The 22,287-nt window shown below is 64.8% G+C and carries 22 protein-coding genes; 10 read left to right on the top strand and 12 right to left on the bottom strand.

Annotated features, from left to right (window positions below; genetic code table 11):
* Window position 1: 1 nt before the first annotated feature.
* Genes M9H71_RS04490 through M9H71_RS04480 form a run of 3 tightly spaced genes read left to right on the top strand, consistent with a single transcriptional unit; the run spans window position 2 to window position 2,116 of the window.
* Window positions 2–283: a hypothetical protein gene (locus M9H71_RS04490; RefSeq protein WP_455403885.1), complete on the top strand. Its 282-nt coding sequence runs from the start codon at window positions 2–4 to the stop codon at window positions 281–283.
* Between the two features lie 31 nt (window positions 284–314).
* The gene (locus M9H71_RS04485; protein ID WP_455403884.1) at window positions 315–1,511 is read left to right on the top strand and encodes a patatin-like phospholipase family protein; all 1,197 of its coding nucleotides are present in this window, start codon (window positions 315–317) and stop codon (window positions 1,509–1,511) included.
* Window positions 1,512–1,558: 47 nt separating this feature from the next.
* Window positions 1,559–2,116 (top strand): PepSY domain-containing protein, encoded by a 558-nt coding sequence (locus tag M9H71_RS04480; protein WP_455403883.1) that lies wholly within the window; start codon window positions 1,559–1,561, stop codon window positions 2,114–2,116.
* Between the two features lie 19 nt (window positions 2,117–2,135).
* On the opposite strand, the gene M9H71_RS04475 is transcribed toward M9H71_RS04480, so the two are convergent.
* A complete protein-coding gene (locus M9H71_RS04475; protein WP_455403882.1) occupies window positions 2,136–4,124 on the bottom strand; it encodes an adenylate/guanylate cyclase domain-containing protein in 1,989 nt (662 codons plus the stop codon).
* A gap of 316 nt (window positions 4,125–4,440) precedes the next feature.
* Between M9H71_RS04475 and dusA the strand changes: the two genes are divergently transcribed.
* Window positions 4,441–5,433, top strand: a complete 993-nt coding sequence (dusA, locus tag M9H71_RS04470; RefSeq protein WP_455403881.1) for a tRNA dihydrouridine(20/20a) synthase DusA — start codon at window positions 4,441–4,443, stop codon at window positions 5,431–5,433.
* A 22-nt stretch (window positions 5,434–5,455) separates the two neighbouring features.
* Here the strand turns inward: dusA and M9H71_RS04465 are convergent, their stop codons facing one another.
* The 6 genes from M9H71_RS04465 to M9H71_RS04440 all read right to left on the bottom strand — a co-directional run bounded on the left by M9H71_RS04465 (window position 5,456) and on the right by M9H71_RS04440 (window position 9,802).
* A complete protein-coding gene (locus M9H71_RS04465; RefSeq protein ID WP_455403880.1) occupies window positions 5,456–5,782 on the bottom strand; it encodes a helix-turn-helix domain-containing protein in 327 nt (108 codons plus the stop codon).
* Window positions 5,779–6,153, bottom strand: coding sequence for a type II toxin-antitoxin system RelE/ParE family toxin (locus M9H71_RS04460; protein WP_455403879.1), 375 nt, complete (start codon window positions 6,151–6,153; stop codon window positions 5,779–5,781). The genes M9H71_RS04465 and M9H71_RS04460 overlap by 4 nt, the downstream gene beginning before the upstream one ends.
* A 189-nt stretch (window positions 6,154–6,342) precedes the next feature.
* Window positions 6,343–6,879: a TIGR02281 family clan AA aspartic protease gene (locus M9H71_RS04455; RefSeq protein WP_455403878.1), complete on the bottom strand. Its 537-nt coding sequence runs from the start codon at window positions 6,877–6,879 to the stop codon at window positions 6,343–6,345.
* Between the two features lie 22 nt (window positions 6,880–6,901).
* Entirely contained in the window at window positions 6,902–7,126 is a 225-nt protein-coding gene (locus M9H71_RS04450) for a DUF1289 domain-containing protein (protein WP_455403877.1), read from the bottom strand.
* A gap of 44 nt (window positions 7,127–7,170) precedes the next feature.
* The gene (locus M9H71_RS04445) at window positions 7,171–8,766 is read right to left on the bottom strand and encodes a sensor histidine kinase (RefSeq protein WP_455403876.1); all 1,596 of its coding nucleotides are present in this window, start codon (window positions 8,764–8,766) and stop codon (window positions 7,171–7,173) included.
* Between the two features lie 166 nt (window positions 8,767–8,932).
* Window positions 8,933–9,802 (bottom strand): NAD(P)-dependent oxidoreductase, encoded by an 870-nt coding sequence (locus M9H71_RS04440; protein WP_455403875.1) that lies wholly within the window; start codon window positions 9,800–9,802, stop codon window positions 8,933–8,935.
* Between the two features lie 297 nt (window positions 9,803–10,099).
* Between M9H71_RS04440 and M9H71_RS04435 the strand changes: the two genes are divergently transcribed.
* Together M9H71_RS04435 and M9H71_RS04430 are read left to right on the top strand one after the other, a co-directional pair.
* Complete coding sequence (locus M9H71_RS04435; RefSeq protein ID WP_455403874.1) at window positions 10,100–11,215, top strand: P-loop NTPase; 1,116 nt, start codon at window positions 10,100–10,102, stop codon at window positions 11,213–11,215.
* A 245-nt stretch (window positions 11,216–11,460) separates the two neighbouring features.
* Complete coding sequence (locus M9H71_RS04430; protein WP_455403873.1) at window positions 11,461–12,552, top strand: TRAP transporter substrate-binding protein; 1,092 nt, start codon at window positions 11,461–11,463, stop codon at window positions 12,550–12,552.
* Between the two features lie 176 nt (window positions 12,553–12,728).
* On the opposite strand, the gene M9H71_RS04425 is transcribed toward M9H71_RS04430, so the two are convergent.
* The 5 genes from M9H71_RS04425 to M9H71_RS04405 form a co-directional block, all read right to left on the bottom strand.
* The gene (locus M9H71_RS04425) at window positions 12,729–14,570 is read right to left on the bottom strand and encodes a TRAP transporter large permease (RefSeq protein WP_455403872.1); all 1,842 of its coding nucleotides are present in this window, start codon (window positions 14,568–14,570) and stop codon (window positions 12,729–12,731) included.
* 37 nt (window positions 14,571–14,607) lie between these two features.
* A complete protein-coding gene (locus M9H71_RS04420; protein ID WP_455403871.1) occupies window positions 14,608–15,204 on the bottom strand; it encodes a TRAP transporter small permease subunit in 597 nt (198 codons plus the stop codon).
* Window positions 15,205–15,377: 173 nt separating this feature from the next.
* The gene (gene moaA / locus M9H71_RS04415) at window positions 15,378–16,412 is read right to left on the bottom strand and encodes a GTP 3',8-cyclase MoaA (protein ID WP_455403870.1); all 1,035 of its coding nucleotides are present in this window, start codon (window positions 16,410–16,412) and stop codon (window positions 15,378–15,380) included.
* Window positions 16,413–16,517: 105 nt separating this feature from the next.
* Window positions 16,518–16,964, bottom strand: a complete 447-nt coding sequence (locus M9H71_RS04410; RefSeq protein ID WP_455403869.1) for a hypothetical protein — start codon at window positions 16,962–16,964, stop codon at window positions 16,518–16,520.
* 161 nt (window positions 16,965–17,125) lie between these two features.
* Window positions 17,126–17,803 carry an HAD-IA family hydrolase gene (locus M9H71_RS04405; protein ID WP_455403868.1) on the bottom strand — a complete coding sequence of 226 codons (678 nt, stop codon included), beginning with the start codon at window positions 17,801–17,803 and terminating at the stop codon, window positions 17,126–17,128.
* A 150-nt stretch (window positions 17,804–17,953) separates the two neighbouring features.
* On the opposite strand from M9H71_RS04405, the gene rpiA reads away from it, so the two are divergent.
* The 4 genes from rpiA (at window position 17,954) to M9H71_RS04385 (ending at window position 22,172) form a co-directional block, all read left to right on the top strand.
* Entirely contained in the window at window positions 17,954–18,652 is a 699-nt protein-coding gene (gene rpiA, locus M9H71_RS04400; protein ID WP_455403867.1) for a ribose-5-phosphate isomerase RpiA, read from the top strand.
* Window positions 18,653–18,684: 32 nt separating this feature from the next.
* Window positions 18,685–19,194, top strand: a complete 510-nt coding sequence (locus M9H71_RS04395) for a DUF2059 domain-containing protein (RefSeq protein ID WP_455403866.1) — start codon at window positions 18,685–18,687, stop codon at window positions 19,192–19,194.
* 17 nt (window positions 19,195–19,211) lie between these two features.
* The gene (gene gor / locus M9H71_RS04390; protein WP_455403865.1) at window positions 19,212–20,597 is read left to right on the top strand and encodes a glutathione-disulfide reductase; all 1,386 of its coding nucleotides are present in this window, start codon (window positions 19,212–19,214) and stop codon (window positions 20,595–20,597) included.
* 186 nt (window positions 20,598–20,783) lie between these two features.
* Window positions 20,784–22,172 carry a class II 3-deoxy-7-phosphoheptulonate synthase gene (locus tag M9H71_RS04385; protein ID WP_110785306.1) on the top strand — a complete coding sequence of 463 codons (1,389 nt, stop codon included), beginning with the start codon at window positions 20,784–20,786 and terminating at the stop codon, window positions 22,170–22,172.
* The last annotated feature ends 115 nt before the right edge of the window (window positions 22,173–22,287 follow it).

The following is a 22,287-nucleotide window of genomic DNA, read 5'->3' as shown; positions in this document are numbered from 1 at the left end:
AATGGCGAGTTCGAGAAGCACAGTTCCAGACCAGTCGTTGTGTCGCGGCGCCCGCGTCCGGATGAGCGCGCGCGGCCGTGAGCGGCATCCGCGCTATGGAACCCGCGAAGGCGTGATCGTCGGGCAGGGTTCGCCGAGTAGTTGGCGGGTGAAATTCGACGATCGCAAAACCGTCCAGGCGATTCATCAGGACTATCTCGAGCGCGTTCTGGCGCCGGGTCACCGTTTCGAGACCGCCGATGCGCGGAGCAGTTCGCCGGCCGACTCTCCGTCGGCTCCATGAGTTCAAGTTCCTCGTTCTGGCGGGTGGCGTGATGCCTCGTTTGCTGCGTTCCTTCATGGTGCTGTGTGTGTTGGCGTCGAGCTGCTGGCTCGCCGGCTGTGCCAGCCTGCCCCGCGTGCCCTACACGGCCGCGGAAGCCGCCCAGGCAAGGGTACTCGATCGCGACGACCTGCGACGCTACGCCGACGATCCTCCGTCCGCATTTGGTGAAGAGCAACTGAGTGGCGGCCCGCGGAACTACCTGGCGTTGTCGGGTGGCGGTGCCGACGGGGCTTATGGCGCGGGAGTCTTGGCGGGGTGGAGCGCGGCCGGCAACCGCCCGTCGTTCTCGATCGTCTCGGGTGTCAGCACCGGCGCGCTGATCGCACCGTTCGCGTTTCTCGGCCCGAGCTACGATGAGACGCTGCGGCAACTCTACACCAGCGGGGTCGCCGAGACTCTGCTCGACGATCCGAATCCGCTCAACGCGATCTTCGGCTCCGGGTTGTTCGGAAATCAGCGGCTGCGCGAGATGGTGGCACGCTACATCGACGCGCGGTTCGTCTCGGACGTGGCGGACGAATACGCCAAGGGGCGACTGCTGTTCGTGGTCACCACCAATCTCGACTCGCAGCGCTCGGTGATCTGGAACATGGGCCGGATCGCATCGCTGCGGACGCCCGCCAGCCTCGAGCTGTTCCGCAACGTGGTGGCGGCCTCGGCCAGCATCCCGGCGGTGTTCCCGCCGATGCTGGTCACCGCCGAGGCGGCCAACGGTGCCACGTTTCAGGAGATGCACGTCGATGGCGGCGTGATGTCGCCCGTGCTGACGTTGCCGGAAGCCTATCTGATGCGCAGCGCCTCCGGGGCCAAAGCGTTGAACCTGCAGCTCTACATTCTGATGAACAACAAGATCGAGCCGGAATTCCAGGTGGTGCGCGACCGGGCTCTCGATATCGCCGCGCGCGCGTCGTCGACGATGATCAAGGCGCAGACCCGATCGATCCTCTACAGCACCTACTCGGTGGCCCGGCGCAACAAATACGGCTTCCACCTGAGCTATATCGAGAGCGACCGTCCGCCGTCGCCGGCCGGCTTCGATACCGCCTACATGCGGGCATTGTATCAATACGGTTACGATCGTGCCCGCAGCGGCCATGCCTGGTCCAGTGCGCCGCCATCGGACGATACGACGCCGGCATCGGTCGCGGCGCAGACTTCGGCGCGGCGCGTGGCCGGTGCCCGCTGACGAGGCGCTCTCGATCGCAGAGCTGGCACTGGGTGGGTGAGACGACGATGCCGGCAATCCGGTTCGCGACGGCGGTGTTGGCGGCCGTGATGCTGCTGTGCCCGGTGACGGCGGCGTTGTCCGATCGCGGCGGCGAGACGGCCGCCCGGCCGCCGACGGCGAAGCCCGGCGACGCGCCGACTGGTTCAGTGACCATCGCGCCCGGCAGCGGCGCGGATTTGATCCGGCTGGTGGAGAAGAAGCTCCCCGGTGCGCGCGTCTACGACCTCAACCTGAGCGACGACGGGGCGGCTCCTTACTTCGAGGTCAAGGCGGATCGCGGCGGTGAGGTGTGGACCGCGATCATCGATGCCGCCACCCGGACGATTCTGCGCGCGCAGGCCGAGATGTCTATCTCCGAGCTGTCCCCCGAGGTTCAGCGCGAACTCGCCGGCTTTCGGCGGGCCCGGATGAGGCTCTCGGAAGCCGTGGTGATCGCCGAGAAGCTCGGCCGCGGCCGCGCAATCAGCGCGGGACTGCATCTGAACGACCAGAAGCTGGTGTTCGTCGTGGTGGTGGTGTCGGACGGCGAGCTCAAGGAGATCACCGTGGCGCCAGACAGGTAGCGACCGAGGGCCGGCGACCTCAGCTCTTGTCGAGGTCCTCGACCACCTGCACGAGCGTCTGCTTCACCTCGGTGCGGTCCGCCGTTCCGGTGTCGATGAACAGCCGCATGCCCGGCAGCTCCTTGCGGATCACGTCGGTCGATGCTGCGGCTTTCAAGCCGCGCACCGCATAGGCACGCACCGGCTCGGTGAAACCCTTCACGGTGAGGGCGGGGCGCTCTTCGGCGTCGATCAGGTCGTTCACCAGCGACCAGGTGACGTGCGAGATCAGGATCGACCCGGGCTCGCAGTTCTGCTCCAGGCGCGAAGTGAGATTCACCGCGCCGCCGACGATGGTGTAGTCCATCCGATCGGGGCTGCCGAAATTGCCGACGGTGCAGAAGCCGGTGTTGATGCCGATGCGGACGCGGAATGGACGCTCGGCGCCGGCGTCGATCCACTCCATTTCGAGCTGCCGCAGCTTCTCCTGCATTTCGATCGCCATCATCACGCAGGCGACCGCGTCCTCCTTGACGCCGCGGCTCTCCGGATCGCCGAAGAAGGCGAGCACGGCGTCGCCGACATATTTGTCGATGGTGGCGCCGTGCTTGAGCGCGATCTGCGCCATCTCGGCGAGATAGCGGTTGAGCATCGCGGTGAGATCTTCCGATTCCAACTTGTCGGTGGTGGCGGTGAAGTTGGCGATGTCGGACAGGAAGATCGTCAGCTTCTTGCGCTTGGAAGCGATCTCCGCGTCCTGATGACCGCTGAAGATCGAGGAGTAGACCTGCGGGGACAGATATTTCGACAGCGCCGCCGACAGCCCTTCGAGGCTGCGGTTGCGAGTCTCCAACTCCTCGGTACGCAGCTTGACCATCGAGTCGAGATGTTCTTCGCGCGCGGCGACTTGTCCGGCCATGCCGGTGAACACCCGTGCCAGTTGGCCGAGCTCGTCGCGGCGTTGCGCGACAGGGGTGAGCAGTGCCGGATCGAATTTCTGCGTTTCCAGAGCGGCTGCGGCGCGGGTGATCTGGCGCAGCGGCGCCGACTGATAGCGCGCGACACCGATCGACAGCAGGATGCCGAGCGCGGCGATCGCAGACGCCGTCACGGCGGCGATTTCAGCCTGACTCTGCACCGTGGCCCATACGCGGTTCATCGGCAAGCGCACCAGCGCGGCGCCGACGATCTCCTTCTGGTCGTTGCGCACCGGCGCGATCACGCTCAGGTTCTGGCGGCTCTCGACGTGTCGGGTCTGGCCATCGGCAATCACCAGCCGCACCGGGCCCAGCTCTTTTTCATTGGGACCGTCGCGGCGATCCGCGCCGTACACGCCGGGGCCGACGAGCGCGTCGAGCTTGCGGTCGAACACCCACACCGCGTCGATGTCGCCGTCGGCGAGCAGATTCTCGACCGTGCGCGGCAGGCCGATCTTCATCGTCAGTTGCTGGAGGAATTTGGCGCTGCGTCCGACCTGGATGATCCGCGGCTTGTCGATGCCGCCGACGCCGACATATTTGAAATGCTGATTGTCGATGTCGCGCTTGCGGGCGTCCTGATTGACCACCTTCTTCTTGCCGGAGAGCAGATCATAGAAGGCGTAGGCCTGCGGCTGCAGTTGCGGCGAGTTGCTGAAGGTGAAATCGACGTCCGGCAGGCTGTGCAGATAGGCGTGGCCCTTCTCGTCGGTGATCCAGATCTCGTCGAGTGTTGTTTGGTCCGCGATCGACTTGAGCCGGCGATTGATTTCATCCGGCGTCATCCGGGCGCGTTCGGCCGCTTCGACGAAATGTCCGAGTAGAACGCCTTCCGCGGTCATCTCTTCGGCGATGATGCCTTCGACCTCGGTCGGGATCGAGGCGGCGAGGCTGGCGCTGCGCGCCAGCAGCCGCGCCACCTTTTCACCTGACGCCTCCGCCTCGGTGATGATCGCGCGCCGTGTGGTCCAGGTCAGCAGCGCGGCGGTCACGAGCGTGGCGCCGACCGTCAGCACCGTGACCAGCAGGACCAATCGTGTGGTGAATTTCATGGAAGAACCTGTGCTTGCCGTCGCCCGCGTGGGCGTCGCCGGCAGAGTCGCGCGAGGCGCAGCGAAGACCGTGCAGCCGAGCCCCGCGCTGCATCCGGCGAACTATCCACGCGGACGGACCGCACTGTCAAATCCAGCCGGCAGCGCGCCGAGCACCGCGGGCGAGGGGCTCATTATGATGCTGATATCGTAGCAAAGCCTGCCGCGCGGCGGCATTGTGGCCGGTCAATCCGCCCGTCGCATTTGAATCGAACGCGACGGAGGCGCGCGCGCCGGGCTCTTGACGCCGCCGGCCAATCCGCCGACATACTGAAATATGCAGCTCCATCAGCCACATCGCTTCTCCGTCGCACCGATGATGGAATGGACCGACAGTCATTGTCGCGTCTTCCATCGGCTGCTGACCGGGCGCGCGTTGCTCTACACCGAGATGGTCACCACCGGAGCGGTGATCCACGGTGACCGGCAGCGGCTGCTCGGCTTCGATCCGAGCGAACATCCGGTGGCGCTGCAGCTCGGCGGCTCCAACCCGGGCGATCTCGCCACCTCGGCCAAAATCGGCGAGGACTTCGGCTACGACGAGATCAACATCAATGTCGGTTGCCCGTCCGATCGGGTGAAGGAGGGGCGGTTCGGCGCCTGCCTGATGGCGGAGCCGGAGCTGGTCGCCGAAGGCGTTGCCGCGATGAAGCGCGCGGTCGCCGTGCCGGTGACGGTGAAGTGCCGGATCGGCATCGACGATCAGGACCCGGAAGTTGCGCTCGATGCGCTGGCGCGGGCGGTGGTCGCCGCCGGTGCCGATGCGCTGATCGTGCATGCCCGCAAGGCCTGGCTGAACGGGCTGTCGCCGAAGGAGAACCGCCATATCCCGCCGCTCGATTACGATCGGGTGTATCGGCTGAAGCAGGCGATGCCGCAGGTGCCGATCATCATCAACGGCGGCATCGGCAGCATCGCAGAAGCCAAACGGCATCTCGATCACGTCGACGGCGTGATGCTTGGCCGCGCAGCCTATCAGGAGCCGTGGCGGCTGCTGGACGTCGATCCCGAATTGTTCGGCGAGCCTGCGCAATATCCCTCGATGAAGGACGCGCTCGAAGCGCTGATCCCGTATATCGAGCGGCATCTCGCGCAGGGCCTGCGTCTGCACGCCATCACTCGCCACGTCATCGGCGCGTATCAGGGCGTGCCCGGCGCGCGCGCGTTCCGGCGCTATCTATCAGAGTTCGGTGTCAAGCCCGACGCCGATGCCAACGTCTTGCTGAAGGCAATGGTGGCGGTGACGGAGCGGGCGACCGAAGCGGCTTGAGCCGCGGCCCGCGAGGTGTGTACTACGCGATAGCGCTCAGACCTTTGGCTTTGACGAGGTTGAGCAGTTTCAGTGATGGGCCGTCGGGCCGTTTTTCGCCGCGTTCCCACTTGCTCACCGCGTCTTTGCGCACATTGAGATAGCGCGCGAAAACCGGTTGCGAGACCTGCTCGCGTTCCCGCAATGCCTTGATCTCGTCGGGCGCCATCGGATCGACCGGCGTCAGGCACAGTTCGTCGAACTCACGCATCGTCGCTTTGTCGATGATTTTCGCGCGGGCGAGGCCAGCGGCGGTCTTGTGGACCGTTGCGAGGATGGCGCTCTCACGTTTGCTGGTCGGCTTCGTCATGGTCGTCCCGTTACTTCTGATATCTCACCCGCCGCAATGGCGGTCTCGAGGGCCTCGACATCGAGTGCGAGCAAGACGGTGGCCAGCTTCTTCAGCGCATCCAGTTCTTTGGCCGAGATGTTGGCCTTCTGGTTCTTGGCGAAGCCATGAACGAAGAAACTGTGCGCTCCCATCCTGCAAACGATGATCGTGCGGAAGCCGCCGGACTTGCCACCACCTTTGCGGCCGATCCGCTGCTTGAAAACACCGCCGCCGAGATTCGCATCCCATCGTCCCTCGGCAACATCCGCGGCCGCTACGAGCAAATCAGCACTTTCAACTTTCGCCTTTCTCGCGAACTTGGCGAATTCCTTGGTCTGGTAGACGCCCATGCTGCCACGCGTCTGGTTAAGTATAGTCCTAAGAGCTATATATCTCAAGGCGTTTGCCGTGTCGGCAAGCCGTTGCTGCATCTTCGCGGGTGTTGGCTTTTCGCGCATTGATGCTTGCCGTGTCCGAGCGTTGCCGTGGTTCCAACCACCGCAGCGACCAAGGATGTCGGTAAGTTTGGAGCGGTCGGGCTACGGATACCCGCGCAGCCGGAGCTGATCGGCGCGGACTTCCCAGCTTTCCATCCGGTCGAGGAAACTCATCCCGAGCAGATTGGTTTTCATCTGGCCGCGCGGCACCACCAGCGCCGGCACCGAGCGCTCGACCAGTTTGCCGATCGCCAGACTGTCGAGCGACAGCCGCGCGGCGCGGGTGTGGCCTCCGGCGGTTTCCAGTTCGACATTGAAGGTCAGCAGCTCCAGCGGCAGCCCTGCGGCCTTGGCGGTCTCGTAGGTCAGCACCACCGAGGTCGCGCCGGTGTCGATCACCATCGGAGCGTTGACGCCGTTGACCTTGGCCACCACCGTGAACTCGCCGCCGGTTCCGCGTGGAATATCGACCATCCGGGCTTTGGCGGCTTCGGCTGCCGCGGTGGCGGCGGCGACGCGCTTCTTCAGCATCGTCGACATCGCGTCGCCGGCCGCCGAGATCCGCTTCGGATCGCCATAGGCGACCACCGCGCCGGCGGTGCCGAGCAACACCAGAAGCACCAGCAGCACGCGGCTCATGGTGCACCTGATGCCGGCGCGGCTACGACGCCGTGTCGGTCCTGGAAGCGCGCTTCTGCCGGGGCTTCGGCACTTCGAGGCCGGCTTCGGCCATGCGCTGAGGCAGCCCGGCCATGATGGCGAGCCGTTCGGCACTGGCCATCCGCGGCCAGCGCGCGATCTCCGGCATGGTGCGGCCGCAGCCGTAGCAGAGGTTGGTCTGCGGATCGATCAGGCAGACCGCGATGCAGGGCGTTTCGATGCTCATGTCGGATGGTGGCTGACATTGGTCGCCTCCCGCAAGTCCCGATCTCACAATCCGGTGCCGGCGTTCATGATCGGCTGCCGGCGTACCCGTGCCGTGGTGGTGGTCTCCATGACGTCGGGCTGCAGCGGCGGCGCCTCGTCGGCGACCGGTGCGAGGGCCGACATCACCCGCTCGGGCGGGAAGGTGACGATCACCTCGGTGCCGATCCGCAGCTTCGATTTCAGCGTGAAGGTGCCGCCGTGCATGTCGATCAGGCTCTTGGCGATCGGCAGCCCGAGGCCGGCGCCCTGTTCGGCGGACTTGATCGAATTCGAGCCCTGGCCGAACGAGGCCAGCACGATCGGAATTTCCTCTTCCGGAATCCCGGAGCCGGTGTCCTTGACGCTGAGATACTGACCGCCCGACGCGGTCCAGCCGGCCTTGAGCCAGATCTCGCCGCCCTGCGGCGTGAACTTGATCGCGTTCGACAGCAGATTGAGTACCACCTGGCGCACCGCGCGCTCGTCGCACCAGATCCGCGGCATGCCTTGTTCGAACACTTCGTGGATGGTGATGCCGCGGCTGGTGGCCCGCAGCTTCAGCAGATGATGACAATCGCTGACCACATGCACGAGCGAGATCGCCTCTTCGTTCAGCTCGTAGCGGCCGGCTTCGATCCGCGACAGATCGAGGATCTCGTTGATCAGATTCAGCAGGTGCACGCCGGAATTGTGAATGTCGGCGGAGTAGTCCTTGTAGGCCGGCACCGCGTGCGCGCCGAAAATCTCGCTCTTCATCACTTCCGAGAAGCCGAGAATGGCGTTGAGCGGCGTGCGCAGCTCGTGGCTCATCTGCGCCAGAAAGCGCGATTTGGCGACGTTGGCGGCTTCGGCGCGATGCCTCGCTTCGTCGGAGATCGCCTTCGATTGCTCGAGTTCGGCGATCAGCACGTCCTTCTCGGCGCGGGCCTCCAGCGTCGCCAGCGTGGTCGAATGCAGCCGGTGTGCGAGCAGCGCGAAGTAGATCTCGGAGGCGATCGTCAGCGCGGCGAGGACGTATTTTTCGAACGAGCCGCTGAGCGCGAAGTTGACCGCGATCGTTGCGGTCACCGGCACGGTTGCGGCCAGGGCCGCGACCGGAAGGCTCGCCGCCAGCATCGACGACACCGCCACCACCAGCAGCATCAGGAACATCAACAGCGTGCTCGACACTACGCTGAGGCCGGTCGGATGAATGAGGATGGCGGCCCAGGCGAGGCCGTACAGCAGATCGAGCAGCACGAAGCGCCGCCGCCATGTGCGGGTGCGCGGCAGCGAGGGGGCTTCCTTGAGGAAGCGGCTGCAGTTGCGGATTACCACGGCGTGGATGCTGAGCATCCCGACCGTCCAGACGCCGGCCGCCAGCGGATCCATCCACACGCCGAACAGCACGCCGGTGACCACCACCAGCAGCATTACCACATAAGAGGCGGACAGCCGGGTTTCGGCGTATTGGCGGACGAGTTCGTGATCGAAGGCGGGGCGCGTTCCGCTGGTCGAGGTCAGGCGGTCGCGAGCCTCGCGGACCCGCTGAGCCGCCGCCCGCCGGTTGCGCGCCGGCGCGGCCACCGGTGGTTCAGCCGGAAGCTGGAAAACTTCGGGCTTTTCGGCGGACTCACTCATCAACCAACACAATTGCTGCGCGCGACCGCGCGCGGTTTCCCCAGCCTATATCTGGCCACAAATCCTTAAGAGCAGCCTTAGAGGGAAAATTATTCCGGTTAACAGGTGGCTAACAATCGCGGTGAACGGCTCGTGAAAACCGCGATTGCCTCACCGGTCCGTGCGATCAGCGTTCCAGCCGCGCGAGCAGGCTGGAGGTGTCCCAGCGCCGGCCGCCCATTTTCTCGACCTCGGCATAGAACGTGTCGACCAATGCGGTCACCGGCAGGCTGGCGCCGTTGCGGCGCGCTTCGGCGAGGCAGATCGACAGGTCCTTGCGCATCCATTCGACGGCGAAGCCGAAATCGTATTTGCCGTCGATCATGGTCTTGTGGCGGTTCTCCATCTGCCACGACTGCGCCGCGCCCTTGGAGATGGTGTCGATTACTGCACCCACGTCGAGCCCGGCCTTCTTGGCGAAGTGGATGCCCTCGGACAGCCCTTCGACCAGGCCGGCGATGCAGATCTGGTTGACCATCTTGGTGAGCTGGCCGCTGCCGGCAGGGCCGAGCAGCTTGCACATCCGTGAATAGGCGGTGATCACCGGCTCGGCCTTGGCGAAGTCCTCCGGGCGGCCGCCGCACATCACCGTCAGCACGCCGTTCTCGGCGCCGGCCTGACCGCCCGACACCGGCGCGTCGATGAAATGGAAGCCGGCGGCCTGCGCGGCGGCGTCGAGTTCGCGCGCGACCTCAGCCGAGGCGGTGGTGTGGTCGACGAAAATCGCGCCCTTGGTCATCGCCGCGAAGGCGCCATTGGCCCCGATGGTGACCGCGCGGAGGTCGTCGTCGTTGCCGACGCAGGCCATCACAAAATCCTGACCCGCAGCGGCCTCGGCCGGCGTCGGCGCGGTGCGCCCGCCGAACTTGTCGGCCCAGGCCTGCGCCTTGGCGGCCGTGCGGTTGTACACCGTCACGTCATGGCCACCTTTCGTCACGAGATGTCCGGCCATTGGAAACCCCATGACGCCGAGACCGAGGAAAGCGACTTTGGCCATGTTTGGACCCTTCAAATTTGCGACGCGCACCGGGCTGCGCCTGATCGAGTTGAGGTGAGGGCGGCCCGATTGCAGGCGCGCGAGGAGGAGCCGTCAGCATACGGCGCGAGCCTTCCGGAGCAAGGCCTCGCGGCCGGCGTGAAGCGGAGCGCGTCTTGCACTGCAGCATGGTTCCGACGATACATCGCTTCAGCGCCGCTGGCGGTCGATACGGCCCCGCGGGCGACGAACCATTTCCTGGCTTGAACCGATCGTTCGCATGTGGTCGGTGGACGCAACGCCGGCAGGAGACCTCCATTGAGCGTGACCCAGCAACAGATCCTCGACAGCTTGGCCAAAGTGACGACACCGCGCGGCGTGCCGCTGACAAAGGCTGGTGTGCTGTCGGAGATCGCCGTGACGGGCGGCAAGGTGTACTTCTCGATCAATGTCGATGCCGCCGAGGCTCGCGCCTGGGAGAGCGTCCGCAGCGACGCCGAAGCTGCGGTGCGCGGTACGCCGGGCGTGGCGAGCGCGCTGGTCGCGCTGACCGCGGAGCGTAAGCCCGGCAGCGCGCCGGCGGCGCAGCGGCCCGGCGTGGCTCCGGTGTCGTCCCACCGCCCCGCTGGCGCACCGGGAGCTGGACTCCCGAAGCAGGCGGAGATCCCCGGCGTCGGCGCGATCATCGCGGTCGCCTCGGGCAAGGGCGGCGTCGGCAAATCGACCACCGCGCTCAATCTCGCGCTCGGCCTGCGTGACCTCGGCCTCAAGGTCGGACTGCTCGATGCCGATATCTACGGCCCGTCGGTGCCGCGGCTCACCGGCATCCAGGAGAAGCCGCAGCTCGACGACAGCCGCCGGATGATTCCGATCGCACGCTTCGGCCTGTCGATCATGTCGATCGGCTTTCTGGTCGACGAAGAAGCACCGATGATCTGGCGTGGGCCGATGGTGATGTCGGCGATCACGCAGATGCTGCGCGACGTCGACTGGGGCAAGCTCGACGTGCTGGTGGTCGATATGCCGCCGGGCACTGGCGATGCGCAGTTGACGCTCGCCCAGACCGTGCCGCTGAAGGGGGCGGTCATCGTGTCGACGCCGCAGGATCTGGCGCTGATCGACGCCCGCCGTGGCCTCGCGATGTTCACCAAGGTCAACGTGCCGCTACTCGGCATCATCGAGAACATGAGCTACTTCCTGTGTCCGGAATGCGGCACCCGGTCCGACGTGTTCGGTCATGGAGGGGCCCGCCACGAAGCCGAACGACTCGGTGTGCCGTTCCTCGGCGAAATTCCGCTGCACATGGAAATCCGCGCGACCTCGGACGCCGGTCGGCCTGTGGTGGAAAGCGAACCGAATGGCCCACACGCGACGATCTATCGCTCGATTGCCGCCAAAGTGCGCGACAGGCTGCAGGCGCTCTCGACGAATTGATGCACTGCGAAGCGACAGGCTGACGCGGTCGTCGTCGCCTGTCGCAATCTCGCCGAAGCGGTGCGGCAGCGCTGGAATTTCGATCTTCGACTTTGGTTGAATCTCAGTTATCTACTTGGTCGCGACGTTTTCCGCGGATGACCATCCGTGTTAGAGACGCTTCGCCACCAACGGCTCCGCGGTTCGCCATTTCGAGTCGGACGCGCATGGAATCCGGAAAAACGCCGGCAACAAGGAGATGCCTTATGAAACGTCGTGACTTTCTGAAAGTGTCAGCTACCGGCGCTGCTGCAACCGCAGCGGTGGCTTCACCGGCGATCGCGCAGTCGTCGCCCGAGGTGAAGTGGCGGCTGACCTCCAGCTTCCCGAAGTCGCTCGACACCATCTATGGCGGCGCTGAATATCTCGCCAAGCAAGTCGCCGAGATGACGGACAACAAATTCCAGATCCAGGTGTTCGCGGCGGGCGAAGTCGTCCCCGGCCTGCAGGCGCTGGACGCCACTTCCAACGGCACCGTCGAGATGTGCCACACCGTGTCGTACTACTATGTCGGCAAGGATCCGACCTTCGCGGTTTTCGCCTCGGTGCCGTTCGGCCTCAACGCCCGTCAGCAGAACTCCTGGCTGTACCAGGGCGGCGGCAACGAACTCGCCAACGAATTCTACAAGAAGTACGGCCTGGTCGGCTTCCCCTGCGGCAACACCGGCACCCAGATGGGCGGCTGGTTCCGCAAGGAGATCAAGACCGTCGCCGATATGAGCGGCCTGAAGATGCGGATCGGCGGCATCGCCGGTCAGGTACTGCAGAAGGTCGGCGTGGTGCCGCAGCAGATCGCCGGCGGCGACATCTACCCGGCGCTGGAGAAGGGCACCATCGACGCCGCCGAGTGGGTCGGCCCGTATGACGACGAGAAGCTCGGCTTCCAGAAGGTCGCGAAGTACTACTACTACCCGGGCTTCTGGGAAGGCGGCCCGACCGTGCACGCCTTCACCAACCTCGAGAAGTTCAACGCGCTGCCGAAGACCTATCAGTCGATCCTCGCCAACGCCGCGGTGAACACCAACACCTGGATGAACGCCCGCTACGACATGCTCAATCCGACCGCGCTCAAGCGTCTGGTCGCGAGCGGCACGCAGCTCCGTCCGTTCTCCAACGAAATCCTCGACGCCTGCCTCAAGGCCACCAACGAGCTGTGGGCCGAGCTTTCCGCGAAGAACCCCGACTTCAAGAAGGCGATCGACGCGATGCAGGCCTATCGCTCGGACGAATATCTGTGGTGGCAGGTCGCCGAATACACCTACGACAGCTTCATGATCCGCTCGCGCACCCGCGGCTGATCCAGCAAGCATCGCAGAAAACAATCAGCCCGGCCTCCGCAAGGAGGCCGGGCTTTTTTGTTGTCTGCTGCTTCGATCAAGACGTCATTGCGAGCGGAGCGAAGCAATCAAGCTCAGTGCACTGAACTGGATTGCTTCGTCGCTGCGCTCCTCGCAATGACGGAAATTGTACTTGATCAGAATTTCGGCGGGCCGAAGTCGAGCTGCGGCATCTCGATCTGCGGGATCTCGATCTTCACCTTGGAGGGGTCGACGGTCGAGGCCGCGCCTTTGTAGTGCATCACCATCGCCGGGAAGGCGATCACCAGCGCCACCATGATGAGCTGGATGATCACGAACGGGACCGAGCCCCAATAGATCTGCGCGGTGGTGACCGGTGCCATCTGCTTGCCGCTGATCCGGTCGATATAGGGCAGCTTCGGCGCCACCGAGCGCAGATAGAACAGCGCGAATCCGAACGGTGGATGCATGAACGAGGTCTGCATGTTCACCCCGAGGATCACGCCGAACCAGATCAGGTCGATGCCGAGCTTCTCCGCCGGCGGACCGAGCAACGGGATGACGATGAAGGCGAGCTCGAAGAAGTCGAGGAAGAACGCCAGCACGAACACGAAGATGTTGACGAAGATCAGGAAGCCAAGCTGGCCGCCGGGCAGCGACACCAGCATCTCCTCGACCCAGCGATGGCCGTCGACGCCGTAGAAGGTCAGCGAAAACACGCGGGCGCCGACCAGGATCATCACCACGAACGCCGTCAGCTTGGCGGTCGATTCAGTGGCCTGGCGAGTGATGTCGAAGGTGAGGCGACGCTTGGCGAGCGCCAGCAGAATGGCGCCCGTCGCGCCCATCGCGCCGCCTTCGGTCGGCGTCGCGACGCCGATGAAGATGGTGCCGAGCACCAGGAAGATCAGGCCGAGCGGCGGCACCATCACGAACACGACCTGCTCGGCGAGCTTGGACAGCAGCTTCAATCGGAGCAGCCGGTTCAGCACGGCGATCACGAACGACAGCGCCACGGTGACCGACATCGTCAGCACGATGTAGTCGGCGCCGGACTTCACCTCGGTGAAGCCCATCGCGAAGATGCCGACCGCCGTCGAGGCGACGATCACCAGATACAGCGACATCGTCATGGTGCGGATGATGCCGATGAACGGGCGGAACAGCACCGCCGTCAGGATCACGAACCAGAAGCCCTGCATCACCAGCTTCGACAGGCCGACCTTGTCGAAGGCCGGCATGCTCCAGTCGAACAGGCCCCAATGCACGGTCAGCAGATACGCCACGCCGCCGGCCGAGAGGGCGGCAAGCGGCATGATCAGCGGATGCCGCGCGGTCTCGGGCTCGCGCAAGGTCTGCGCCTCCAGCGGCAGGCCGGGCGCCGCCTTTGGCGCGAACACCGTCACCAGGAAGATGTAGCTCGCATAGAGCAGCGACAGCACGATGCCCGGGATGAAGGCGCCTTCGTACATGTCGCCGACCGAGCGGCCGAGCTGGTCGGCCATCACGATCAGCACCAGCGACGGCGGGATGATCTGGGCCAGCGTGCCGGAGGCGGCGATGATACCGGTGGCGACGCGGCGGTCGTAGCCGTAGCGCAGCATGATCGGCAGGGAGATCAGTCCCATCGAGATCACCGAGGCTGCCACCACGCCGGTGGTGGCGGCGAGCAGGGCGCCGACGAACACCACCGCATACGCGATGCCGCCGCGGATCGAGCCGAACAATTGCCCGATGGTCTCGAGCAGATCCTCGGCCATGCCGGATCTCTCCAGCACCAGCCCCATGAATGTGAAGAACGGAATCGCCAGCAGCGTTTCGTTGTTCATCACTCCGTAGACGCGATCGGGCAGCGCCTGCAGGAAGTCGGGACGGAACAGGCCGAGTTCGATCCCGAGGAAGGCGAACATCAGGCCGTTGGCGGCGAGCGAAAACGCCACCGGATATCCCAGCAGCAGAAAGACCACCAATGACGCGAACATGATCGGCGCCATGTAGTGGATCAACAGTGCGGTCATGCGGACCGGCCCCCCAATGCGATGACCACGAAGCGACTTATTTTGTATCGCCGTTGACGTTGATGAGCAGTCGTTCGGCTTCCATCTCGGCCGAACTGTGCGCGCTTTGTGCGGATGCGTTGCTGTCCGGAATGGCGCCGACCATCATCGCGAAGCGCTTGATGATCTCCGAGATGCCCTGAATGATCAGCAGCACGCACATGATCATGATCAGCGATTTCGCCGGCCATTGCGGCAGGCCGCCGGCGCTGAACGACTGTTCGTTCTGCTGCCAGGAGACCAGGAAGAACGGGATCGACCACCACAGCAGAATGATCGCGAACGGCATGAGGAAAAAGACGTGTCCGATCATGTCGATCCAGCCGCGCAGCTTGAGCGGGAGGTTGTGATTGATGATGTCGATGCGGATGTGCTCGTTGCTGAGCAGAGTCCAGGGCGAGCACAGCATGAACACCACGCTGAACAGCACCCACTGCAGTTCCAGAAACGAGTTGGACGACATGTCGAACAGCTTGCGGACGACGGCGTTGGTCGCAGAAATCAGAACCGCCACCACGATCAGCCACGACAGCCAACGGCCGACCACCGTATTGAAGGCGTCGATAGTCCTGCTCAGTCCAAGCAATGCTCGCAACGCTCGGTCTCCTCCCGTTTCGCCAGGCCTGCGTAAAGACGACGCGAAGCGGCTTTTGCAGCCGAGGGCCCGCGAAGCGAGGGCACCAAATCAGTGCATTATCGTTCCGTCAATTGGAAAATAGAAGTCAGGAGCGGTCTTCAGCATAATGATTAGTCAGCAGGCGGAAGCTCTCAGCCGCCGGTAACGCTCATGTGCCGGCTGACGCTCGGCCGGTTATGACGGCGGTCGATGATGAAGTCGTGCCCCTTCGGCTTGGTGCCGATCGCCCGATCGATTGCGTCGCTGAGCAGGGCGTCGTCCGCCGAGGCGCGTAGTGGCCGCCGCAGGTCGGAAGCGTCCTCGTGGCCGAGGCAGGTGTGGATGGTCCCGGTGCAGGTGATCCGCACCCGATTGCAGGATTCGCAGAAATTGTGCGTCAGCGGAGTGATGAAGCCGAGCTTGCCGCCGGTCTCCTCGACTCGGACGTAGCGCGCGGGGCCGCCGGTACGATCGGGCAGATCGGTCAGCGTGTAGTTGGCCGCCAGCCTGGCGCGGACCAGCGACAGCGGCACGTACTGATCAATCCGGCCTTCGCCAATTTCGCCGAGCGGCATGACTTCGATCAGCGTCAGCCCCATGCCGAGGCCGTGGGCCCATCGCATCAGGGACGGGATCTCGTCCTCGTTGGCGCCCTTCAGCACCACGGTATTGATCTTCACCGCAAGGCCAGCGGCGCGGGCAGCGTCGATCCCCGCCAGTACCCGGTCGAGATCGCCCCAGCGGGTGATCCGGCGGAACTCGTCCGGGTCGAGCGTGTCGAGCGAGACGTTGACGCGGCGGACGCCGCAATCGGCGAGCTCTGCGGCGAAGCGGGCGAGCTGCGAGCCGTTGGTGGTGAGGGTGAGTTCGTCGAGCGCGCCGCTTTTCAGGTGCCGGGACAGCGACCGGACCAGCGACATCATGTTGCGACGGACAAGCGGCTCGCCGCCGGTGAGCCGGAGCTTGCGCACACCCTTGGCGATGAACGCCGAACACAACCGGTCGAGCTCTTCCAGCGTCAGCAGGTCGGCGCGGGGCAGGAAGGTCATGTCTTCCGCCATGCAGTACACACAGCGGAAGTCGCAGCGGTCGGTGATCGAAACACGCAGATAGTCGATCGTCCGCCCGAACGGATCGGTCATCGGCCGATTCAGTTCGGTCGGCGCAGTGATCGCGGCGCTGGTCATATGGCGTGCCCTGTCGCGGTCGCCGCCCGTCGCTGCAAGCGGCAACCATTATCTAGGCACGATCAACGCTGCGCACAATCGCGTAGCGTGATGCGCTGCAATATCTCAGCGCGCCGCCGGCGCGGGGAACGGCGAGGCCGCCGCCGGGGCTTCGCTTGCGGGCGCTGCGGCTGCCGGCTTCGGCTTGCGCTTGCTCGCATGACGCGCCCTGCGGGCCGGCTTCGCCGGCTGCAGCTCTGCGGTGACCGGGTTCGGTGTCACCGTCGTGGTGCCTTCGGACATGAAGCTGCCGGGCGTGACCACGACCTGAACCGGAACCGTCGCCGTCTGGAACTTGTCCATCGTGAAGGTCACGTTGAAGTCGGCCGGCGGCACTTTGACCGAGCAGGGGGTCTTACAGCTTTGGCCGGTGGAGGCCATGGCATCGGCACCCGGCGGAACCGAGTCGAGCTGTACCGTAACGTCCGGCGGCGTTGACTTGAATGCGTCGGACATCGACGCGCAACCGCCCAGCGAGAGCCCAGCCAGGGCGATGACAACCAGGTGACGCATGTTATCCCATCCGTTATTGCGGCGATCAGCCACAGTCCCGGGCGGACCATAGGAGCCTGCCGCAACGCTGGCAACCGCGCCCCTGACAAACTTAAGAGTTAGTTAACGCGATCTGATGGTGAACTGAATTTCGCCACAATTTCAACGGTATCAGCCGCGGATCAGCGCCGCGGCAGCAGCCGTCCGACGGCCTGTGGAAGCTCGCGCATATGGCCGACCAAAAGGTCGGGTTCCAGCTCCGCAATCGGGACTTCGGTGTAGCCGAACTCCACCCCGATCACCGGCACGCCGGCGCGCCGCGCCACGCCGACATCCGGCCCGGCATCCCCCACCATCACCGTCATGGACAGGTCGCCGCCGGCCTTGGCGACGGTTTCGCGCAGGATCGCGGGGTCGGGCTTGGCCACGCCGAACGTGTCGGCGCCGCAGATCGCCGCAAAGCGCGGGCTGAGCCCGAGCCGGTCCAGCAGCAGCTTCGACAACCATTCCAGCTTGTTGGTGCAGACCGCGAAGCGGTAGCCGCTCTCAGACAGCTCGTCGAGGGTCGCTTCCAGCCCTTCGAACGGGCGCGACTCGTCGGCGATGTGAGCGGCGTAATAGTCGATGAAATCGACCGTCAGCCGGTTGACGTCGTCCTGGGCGATGGTGCGGCCGTCGAGTTCGAGGCCGCGCTCGAGCAGGCGCCGTGCGCCTTGCCCGATCATGTTTCGCGCGACGGCCATCGGCACGGCCGGCATGCCCTCGCGGACCAGGATGAAATTCAGGGCGTTGATCAGGTCGGGCGCGGTATCGATCAGCGTGCCGTCGAGATCGAAGACAACAATGGGAGATGTGGTCATGGTTGATCGCTAGCGTTCTCTGCGTCTTTCTGCAACCGCTCACAACGTCCTGGCCACCGGAATCGGTGCTGTTCGAGGCGCGCAAACGCCGCTAGATATGCCTGCGCCGCGCCAGGGACGATTTGCAGGCGGGAAACGGGTGGCCAGGTCATGGACAAGGAAGAGTTGAAGCGCCGTGCTGCGGCTCAGGCTATGGAGCATGTGCGCGACGGCATGAAGCTCGGGCTCGGGACCGGGTCGACCGCCAAGCATTTCGTGGAGCTGCTGGGCGAACGCGTCCGCGCCGGCCTCAATGTGGTGGGCGTGCCGACGTCGGAAGCGACTCGGGCCGATGCCGAGCGCTGCGGTATCAAACTGACGACACTCGACGAGATCGACCACCTCGACATCACCGTTGACGGTGCCGACGAGGTCGATGCGCATCTCGATCTGATCAAAGGCGGCGGCGGGGCGCTGCTGCGGGAGAAGATCGTCGCGGCCGCCTCGGATCGCATGATCGTGATCGCGGACGAATCCAAGCTGGTAGACAGCCTCGGCCGCTTTCCGCTGCCGATCGAAGTGATTCCGTTCGGTCTGGCGGCGACCCGCCGGGCGCTGCTGCAGGTCTTCGCTGCGGCTGGTTGTACCGGCGAATTAAAGCTCCGGTCCGGCAAGGACGGCCATGCTTTTGTCACCGATGGTGGCCACTGGATCCTCGATGCCCATCTCGGGCGGATACCCGATGCTCCTCGCTTGGCGCAGTCGTTGTGTGCCGTCCCGGGCGTAGTCGAGCACGGGCTGTTCGTCGGACTGGCGCGAACCGTCGTGCTGGCTGGGGCTGCCGGAATTCGAACCATCGAACGCGCATGAGCGCCGATAAGCTGCATCTCAGGAGAATTGGAATGAAATATCTGTCGAAGGCATTGCTGGCCGCCGCTCTGGTGTTCGGCTTGGCGATGGTCGGGCATCAGGCACAGGCGCAGGGCAAGCAGCCGTCGCCGGCCTCGATCGCCTACGCCAAGGAGATCCTGCAACTGAAGCGCGCCGGCGCGATCTACGCCCAAGCGGTGCCCAACATCATTCAGCGCACTATGGACACGCTGATGCAGAGCAACCTGAACTATCAGCAGGACCTGAAGGAGGTCGCGGTGGTGATCGCCAAGAAGATGGCGGGCCGCGAGAAGGAGATCGGCGAGGGCATGGCGAAGATCTACGCCACCGACTTCACCGAGCAGGAGCTCAAGGACCTCGTCACCTTCTACAAGTCGCCGCTCGGCCAGAAGCTGCTGACTCAGGAGCCGAAGTCGATTGCCGAAAGCATGCAGTTCATGAATCAGTGGGCGCAGAAGTTCGCCGAGGAAGTGAACGGCGAATTCCGCGGCGAGATGCGCAAGCGCGGCAAGAACATCTGATCGATCAGAGAGGCGACATGAGCGACTTCGACGCGGACCTGTTTGTTATCGGCGGTGGCTCGGGCGGCGTGAGAGCCGCACGAATCGCAGCCGGCTATGGCGCCCGCGTCGTCGTCGCCGAGGAGTATCGGTTCGGCGGCACCTGCGTGATCCGCGGCTGCGTGCCGAAGAAGCTGATGGTCTACGCCTCTCAGGTCCACGAGGAGATCCGCGATGCGGCCGGCTTCGGCTGGACGATTCCGACCGCCGAGTTCGACTGGGCGACGCTGATCGCCAACAAGGACAAGGAAATCGCGCGGCTCGAACAGATCTATGCCAGCAATGTCGAGAAGGCGGGCGCCCGCACCGTCAAGGCGCGCGCGGTGTTCGAGGACCCGCATACGCTGTTGCTGTCGACCGGCGAAAAGGTGCGGGCCAAGACCATCCTGATTGCGACCGGCGGCGCGCCCAATCACGGCAAAGCGATTCCCGGCATCGAGCATGTGATCTCCTCCAACGAGGTGTTTCACCTCGAAAAGCAGCCGAAGCGCATCCTGATCCAGGGTGGCGGCTACATCGCACTCGAATTCGCCTGCATCTTCGCCGGCCTCGGCTCGGACGTCACGGTCGTCTACCGCGGCGACAATATTTTGCGCGGCTTCGACGAGGACGTGCGCGCCCATGTCCGCACCGAGATGGAGCGGGCGGGCATCACCATCATCACCGGCTGCACCGTGACGGCTGTCGAGAAGCTCGGCGAGGAATACACCTCGCATCTGTCGAGCGGCTCCAGCATCGCGTCGGATCAGGTGATGTTCGCGATCGGCCGGCATCCGGCGGTCGCCAATCTCGGCCTCGAAAAGGCCGGCGTCGCGATCAATCCGGACAATGGCGGCATCGCCGTCGACGACCACTGCCGCACCTCGGTGCCGCACATCTATGCGGTCGGCGACGTGACCCATCGCACCAATCTGACCCCGGTGGCGATCCGCGAGGGCCATGCCTTCGCCGACAATGTGTTCGGCGGCAAAGAGATCCTGGTCGACTATGCCTGCGTTCCGACCGCGGTGTTCTCGCAGCCGCAGGTCGGCACGGTCGGGCTCTCCGAAGCCCAGGCACGGGCGCTGTACAACGTCGTCGACATCTACAAGACCGATTTCCGCCCGATGAAGGGGACGATCTCGGGCAGCCAGTCGCGCGTGCTGATGAAGCTGATCGTCGACGGCACCACCGACCGCTTGCTCGGCTGCCATATCGTCGGCCCTGACGCCGCCGAGATGGTTCAGGTGGTGGCGGTCGCGATGAAGCTGAAGGCCACCAAGGCCGACTTCGACGGCACCATGGCGCTGCACCCGACCGCCGCCGAAGAGCTGGTGACGATGCGCACCCGCAGCGCGCGCTACCTCCGCGAAGCCGCGGAATAGCCGCTGCCGGGGCCGGGCGGTCTGCCGACATTTCAGGCGAGCCGCCCCCGACAACAAAATAGGCTTTTCCCGCAAGGGGTTGTATCCTTGGGCGGATTTCCAACTAGCGGTTGGCTGGGCGGCTGTGTATAACGCGGCCGCCGCGACCCATTTTTAACTGGCGGCTTGTTTCTTCAGGAGTGGCCTATGTCCGAACGCTGGACACCCGATAGCTGGCGCGCCAAGCCGGTGCAGCAGATGCCGCAATATCCCGACGCGAAGGCGCTTGCGGATGTCGAGGCGCAGCTCACGAGCTTTCCGCCGCTGGTGTTTGCGGGCGAGGCGCGCAACCTGAAGAAGGCACTGGCGACCGTCGCGGCCGGCGACGCCTTCCTGCTCCAGGGCGGCGACTGCGCCGAAAGCTTCGCCGAGCACGGCGCCAACAACATCCGCGACCTGTTCCGCGTCTTCCTGCAGATGGCGATCGTGCTGACCTATGCGGGCGCCTCGCCGGTGGTGAAGGTCGGCCGCATCGCCGGCCAGTTCGCCAAGCCGCGTTCGGCTCCGGTCGAGAAGCGCGACGGCGTCGAGCTGCCGAGCTATCGCGGCGACATCATCAACGACGTCGCCTTCACCGAAGAAGCCCGCGTGCCCGATCCGCGCCGGCAGATCGAAGCCTACCGGCAGTCGGCTGCGACGCTGAACCTGCTGCGCGCCTTCGCCAAGGGCGGCTACGCCAGCGTCGAGAACGTGCATAGCTGGATGCTGCAGTCGGTCAGCGACAGTCCGCAGTCGAAGGCCTATGCGGATCTCGCCGATCGCGTCTCCGGTGCGCTCGATTTCATGCGCGCCTGCGGTCTGACCTTCGCGGTCGATTCCTCGCTCGGCACCACCGATTTCTACACCAGCCACGAAGCGCTGCTGCTCGGCTACGAGCAGGCGATGACCCGCGTCGACTCGACCACCGGCGACTGGTACGCGACCAGCGGCCACATGCTGTGGATCGGCGACCGCACCCGTCAGCTCGACCACGCCCATGTCGAGTATTTCCGCGGTATCAAGAATCCGATCGGCCTGAAGTGTGGTCCGTCGCTGAAGACCGACGAACTGCTCAAGCTGATCGACATCCTCAATCCCGACAACGAACCGGGCCGGCTGACGCTGATCGGCCGTTTCGGCCATGAGAAGATCGGCGAGCACCTCCCGGCGATGGTCCGCGCCGTCAAGCGCGAGGGCCGGACCGTGGTGTGGTCGTGCGATCCGATGCACGGCAACACCATCACGTCGAACTCCGGCTACAAGACCCGCCCGTTCGACCGTATCCTGTCGGAAGTGCGCTCGTTCTTCGCGGTCCATGCCGCGGAGGGGACGCATGCAGGCGGCGTGCATCTGGAGATGACCGGCCAGAACGTCACCGAGTGCCTCGGCGGCGCCCGCGCCATCACCGACGAAGACCTCAACAACCGCTATCACACCGCCTGCGATCCGCGGCTCAACGCCGAACAGTCGATCGACATGGCGTTCCTGATCGCGGATCTGCTCAAGCAGGGCCGCGCCGGCAAAGCCAGCCCGCTGCAGGCGGCGGCCGGGCTCTGATCGGCGCCGCGATCACGATCCGCTAAGCGATGGCCGGGCTCGTCCCGGCCATTCGCATGTTCGAGCTTCCCTGAACGAGGCTGCCCGCGGCCGGCGTGGGAGTGACGACGGAGAT

The sequence above is a fragment of the Rhodopseudomonas parapalustris genome (genome assembly GCF_053772255.1).
The sequence above is the reverse complement of the archived record's forward strand: the minus strand, read 5'-3'. Positions and strand labels throughout refer to the sequence as shown.

What these genes read in the sequence shown, in the direction of transcription:
- M9H71_RS04455 (WP_455403878.1), bottom strand. Translation starts at nt 6,879, where the DNA reads ATGAGCCGCGTGCTGCTGGTGCTTCTGGTGTTGCTCGGCACCGCCGGC.
- M9H71_RS04405 (WP_455403868.1), bottom strand. Translation starts at nt 17,803, where the DNA reads ATGACCACATCTCCCATTGTTGTCTTCGATCTCGACGGCACGCTGATC.
- M9H71_RS04385 (WP_110785306.1), top strand. Translation starts at nt 20,784, where the DNA reads ATGTCCGAACGCTGGACACCCGATAGCTGGCGCGCCAAGCCGGTGCAG.
- gor (WP_455403865.1), top strand. Translation starts at nt 19,212, where the DNA reads ATGAGCGACTTCGACGCGGACCTGTTTGTTATCGGCGGTGGCTCGGGC.
- M9H71_RS04410 (WP_455403869.1), bottom strand. Translation starts at nt 16,964, where the DNA reads ATGCGTCACCTGGTTGTCATCGCCCTGGCTGGGCTCTCGCTGGGCGGT.
- M9H71_RS04475 (WP_455403882.1), bottom strand. Translation starts at nt 4,124, where the DNA reads ATGAAATTCACCACACGATTGGTCCTGCTGGTCACGGTGCTGACGGTC.
- M9H71_RS04485 (WP_455403884.1), top strand. Translation starts at nt 315, where the DNA reads ATGCCTCGTTTGCTGCGTTCCTTCATGGTGCTGTGTGTGTTGGCGTCG.
- M9H71_RS04450 (WP_455403877.1), bottom strand. Translation starts at nt 7,126, where the DNA reads ATGAGCATCGAAACGCCCTGCATCGCGGTCTGCCTGATCGATCCGCAG.
- M9H71_RS04430 (WP_455403873.1), top strand. Translation starts at nt 11,461, where the DNA reads ATGAAACGTCGTGACTTTCTGAAAGTGTCAGCTACCGGCGCTGCTGCA.
- dusA (WP_455403881.1), top strand. Translation starts at nt 4,441, where the DNA reads ATGCAGCTCCATCAGCCACATCGCTTCTCCGTCGCACCGATGATGGAA.
- M9H71_RS04440 (WP_455403875.1), bottom strand. Translation starts at nt 9,802, where the DNA reads ATGGCCAAAGTCGCTTTCCTCGGTCTCGGCGTCATGGGGTTTCCAATG.
- M9H71_RS04490 (WP_455403885.1), top strand. Translation starts at nt 2, where the DNA reads ATGGCGAGTTCGAGAAGCACAGTTCCAGACCAGTCGTTGTGTCGCGGC.
- M9H71_RS04480 (WP_455403883.1), top strand. Translation starts at nt 1,559, where the DNA reads ATGCCGGCAATCCGGTTCGCGACGGCGGTGTTGGCGGCCGTGATGCTG.
- M9H71_RS04445 (WP_455403876.1), bottom strand. Translation starts at nt 8,766, where the DNA reads ATGAGTGAGTCCGCCGAAAAGCCCGAAGTTTTCCAGCTTCCGGCTGAA.
- M9H71_RS04395 (WP_455403866.1), top strand. Translation starts at nt 18,685, where the DNA reads ATGAAATATCTGTCGAAGGCATTGCTGGCCGCCGCTCTGGTGTTCGGC.
- M9H71_RS04460 (WP_455403879.1), bottom strand. Translation starts at nt 6,153, where the DNA reads ATGGGCGTCTACCAGACCAAGGAATTCGCCAAGTTCGCGAGAAAGGCG.
- rpiA (WP_455403867.1), top strand. Translation starts at nt 17,954, where the DNA reads ATGGACAAGGAAGAGTTGAAGCGCCGTGCTGCGGCTCAGGCTATGGAG.
- moaA (WP_455403870.1), bottom strand. Translation starts at nt 16,412, where the DNA reads ATGACCAGCGCCGCGATCACTGCGCCGACCGAACTGAATCGGCCGATG.
- M9H71_RS04425 (WP_455403872.1), bottom strand. Translation starts at nt 14,570, where the DNA reads ATGACCGCACTGTTGATCCACTACATGGCGCCGATCATGTTCGCGTCA.
- M9H71_RS04465 (WP_455403880.1), bottom strand. Translation starts at nt 5,782, where the DNA reads ATGACGAAGCCGACCAGCAAACGTGAGAGCGCCATCCTCGCAACGGTC.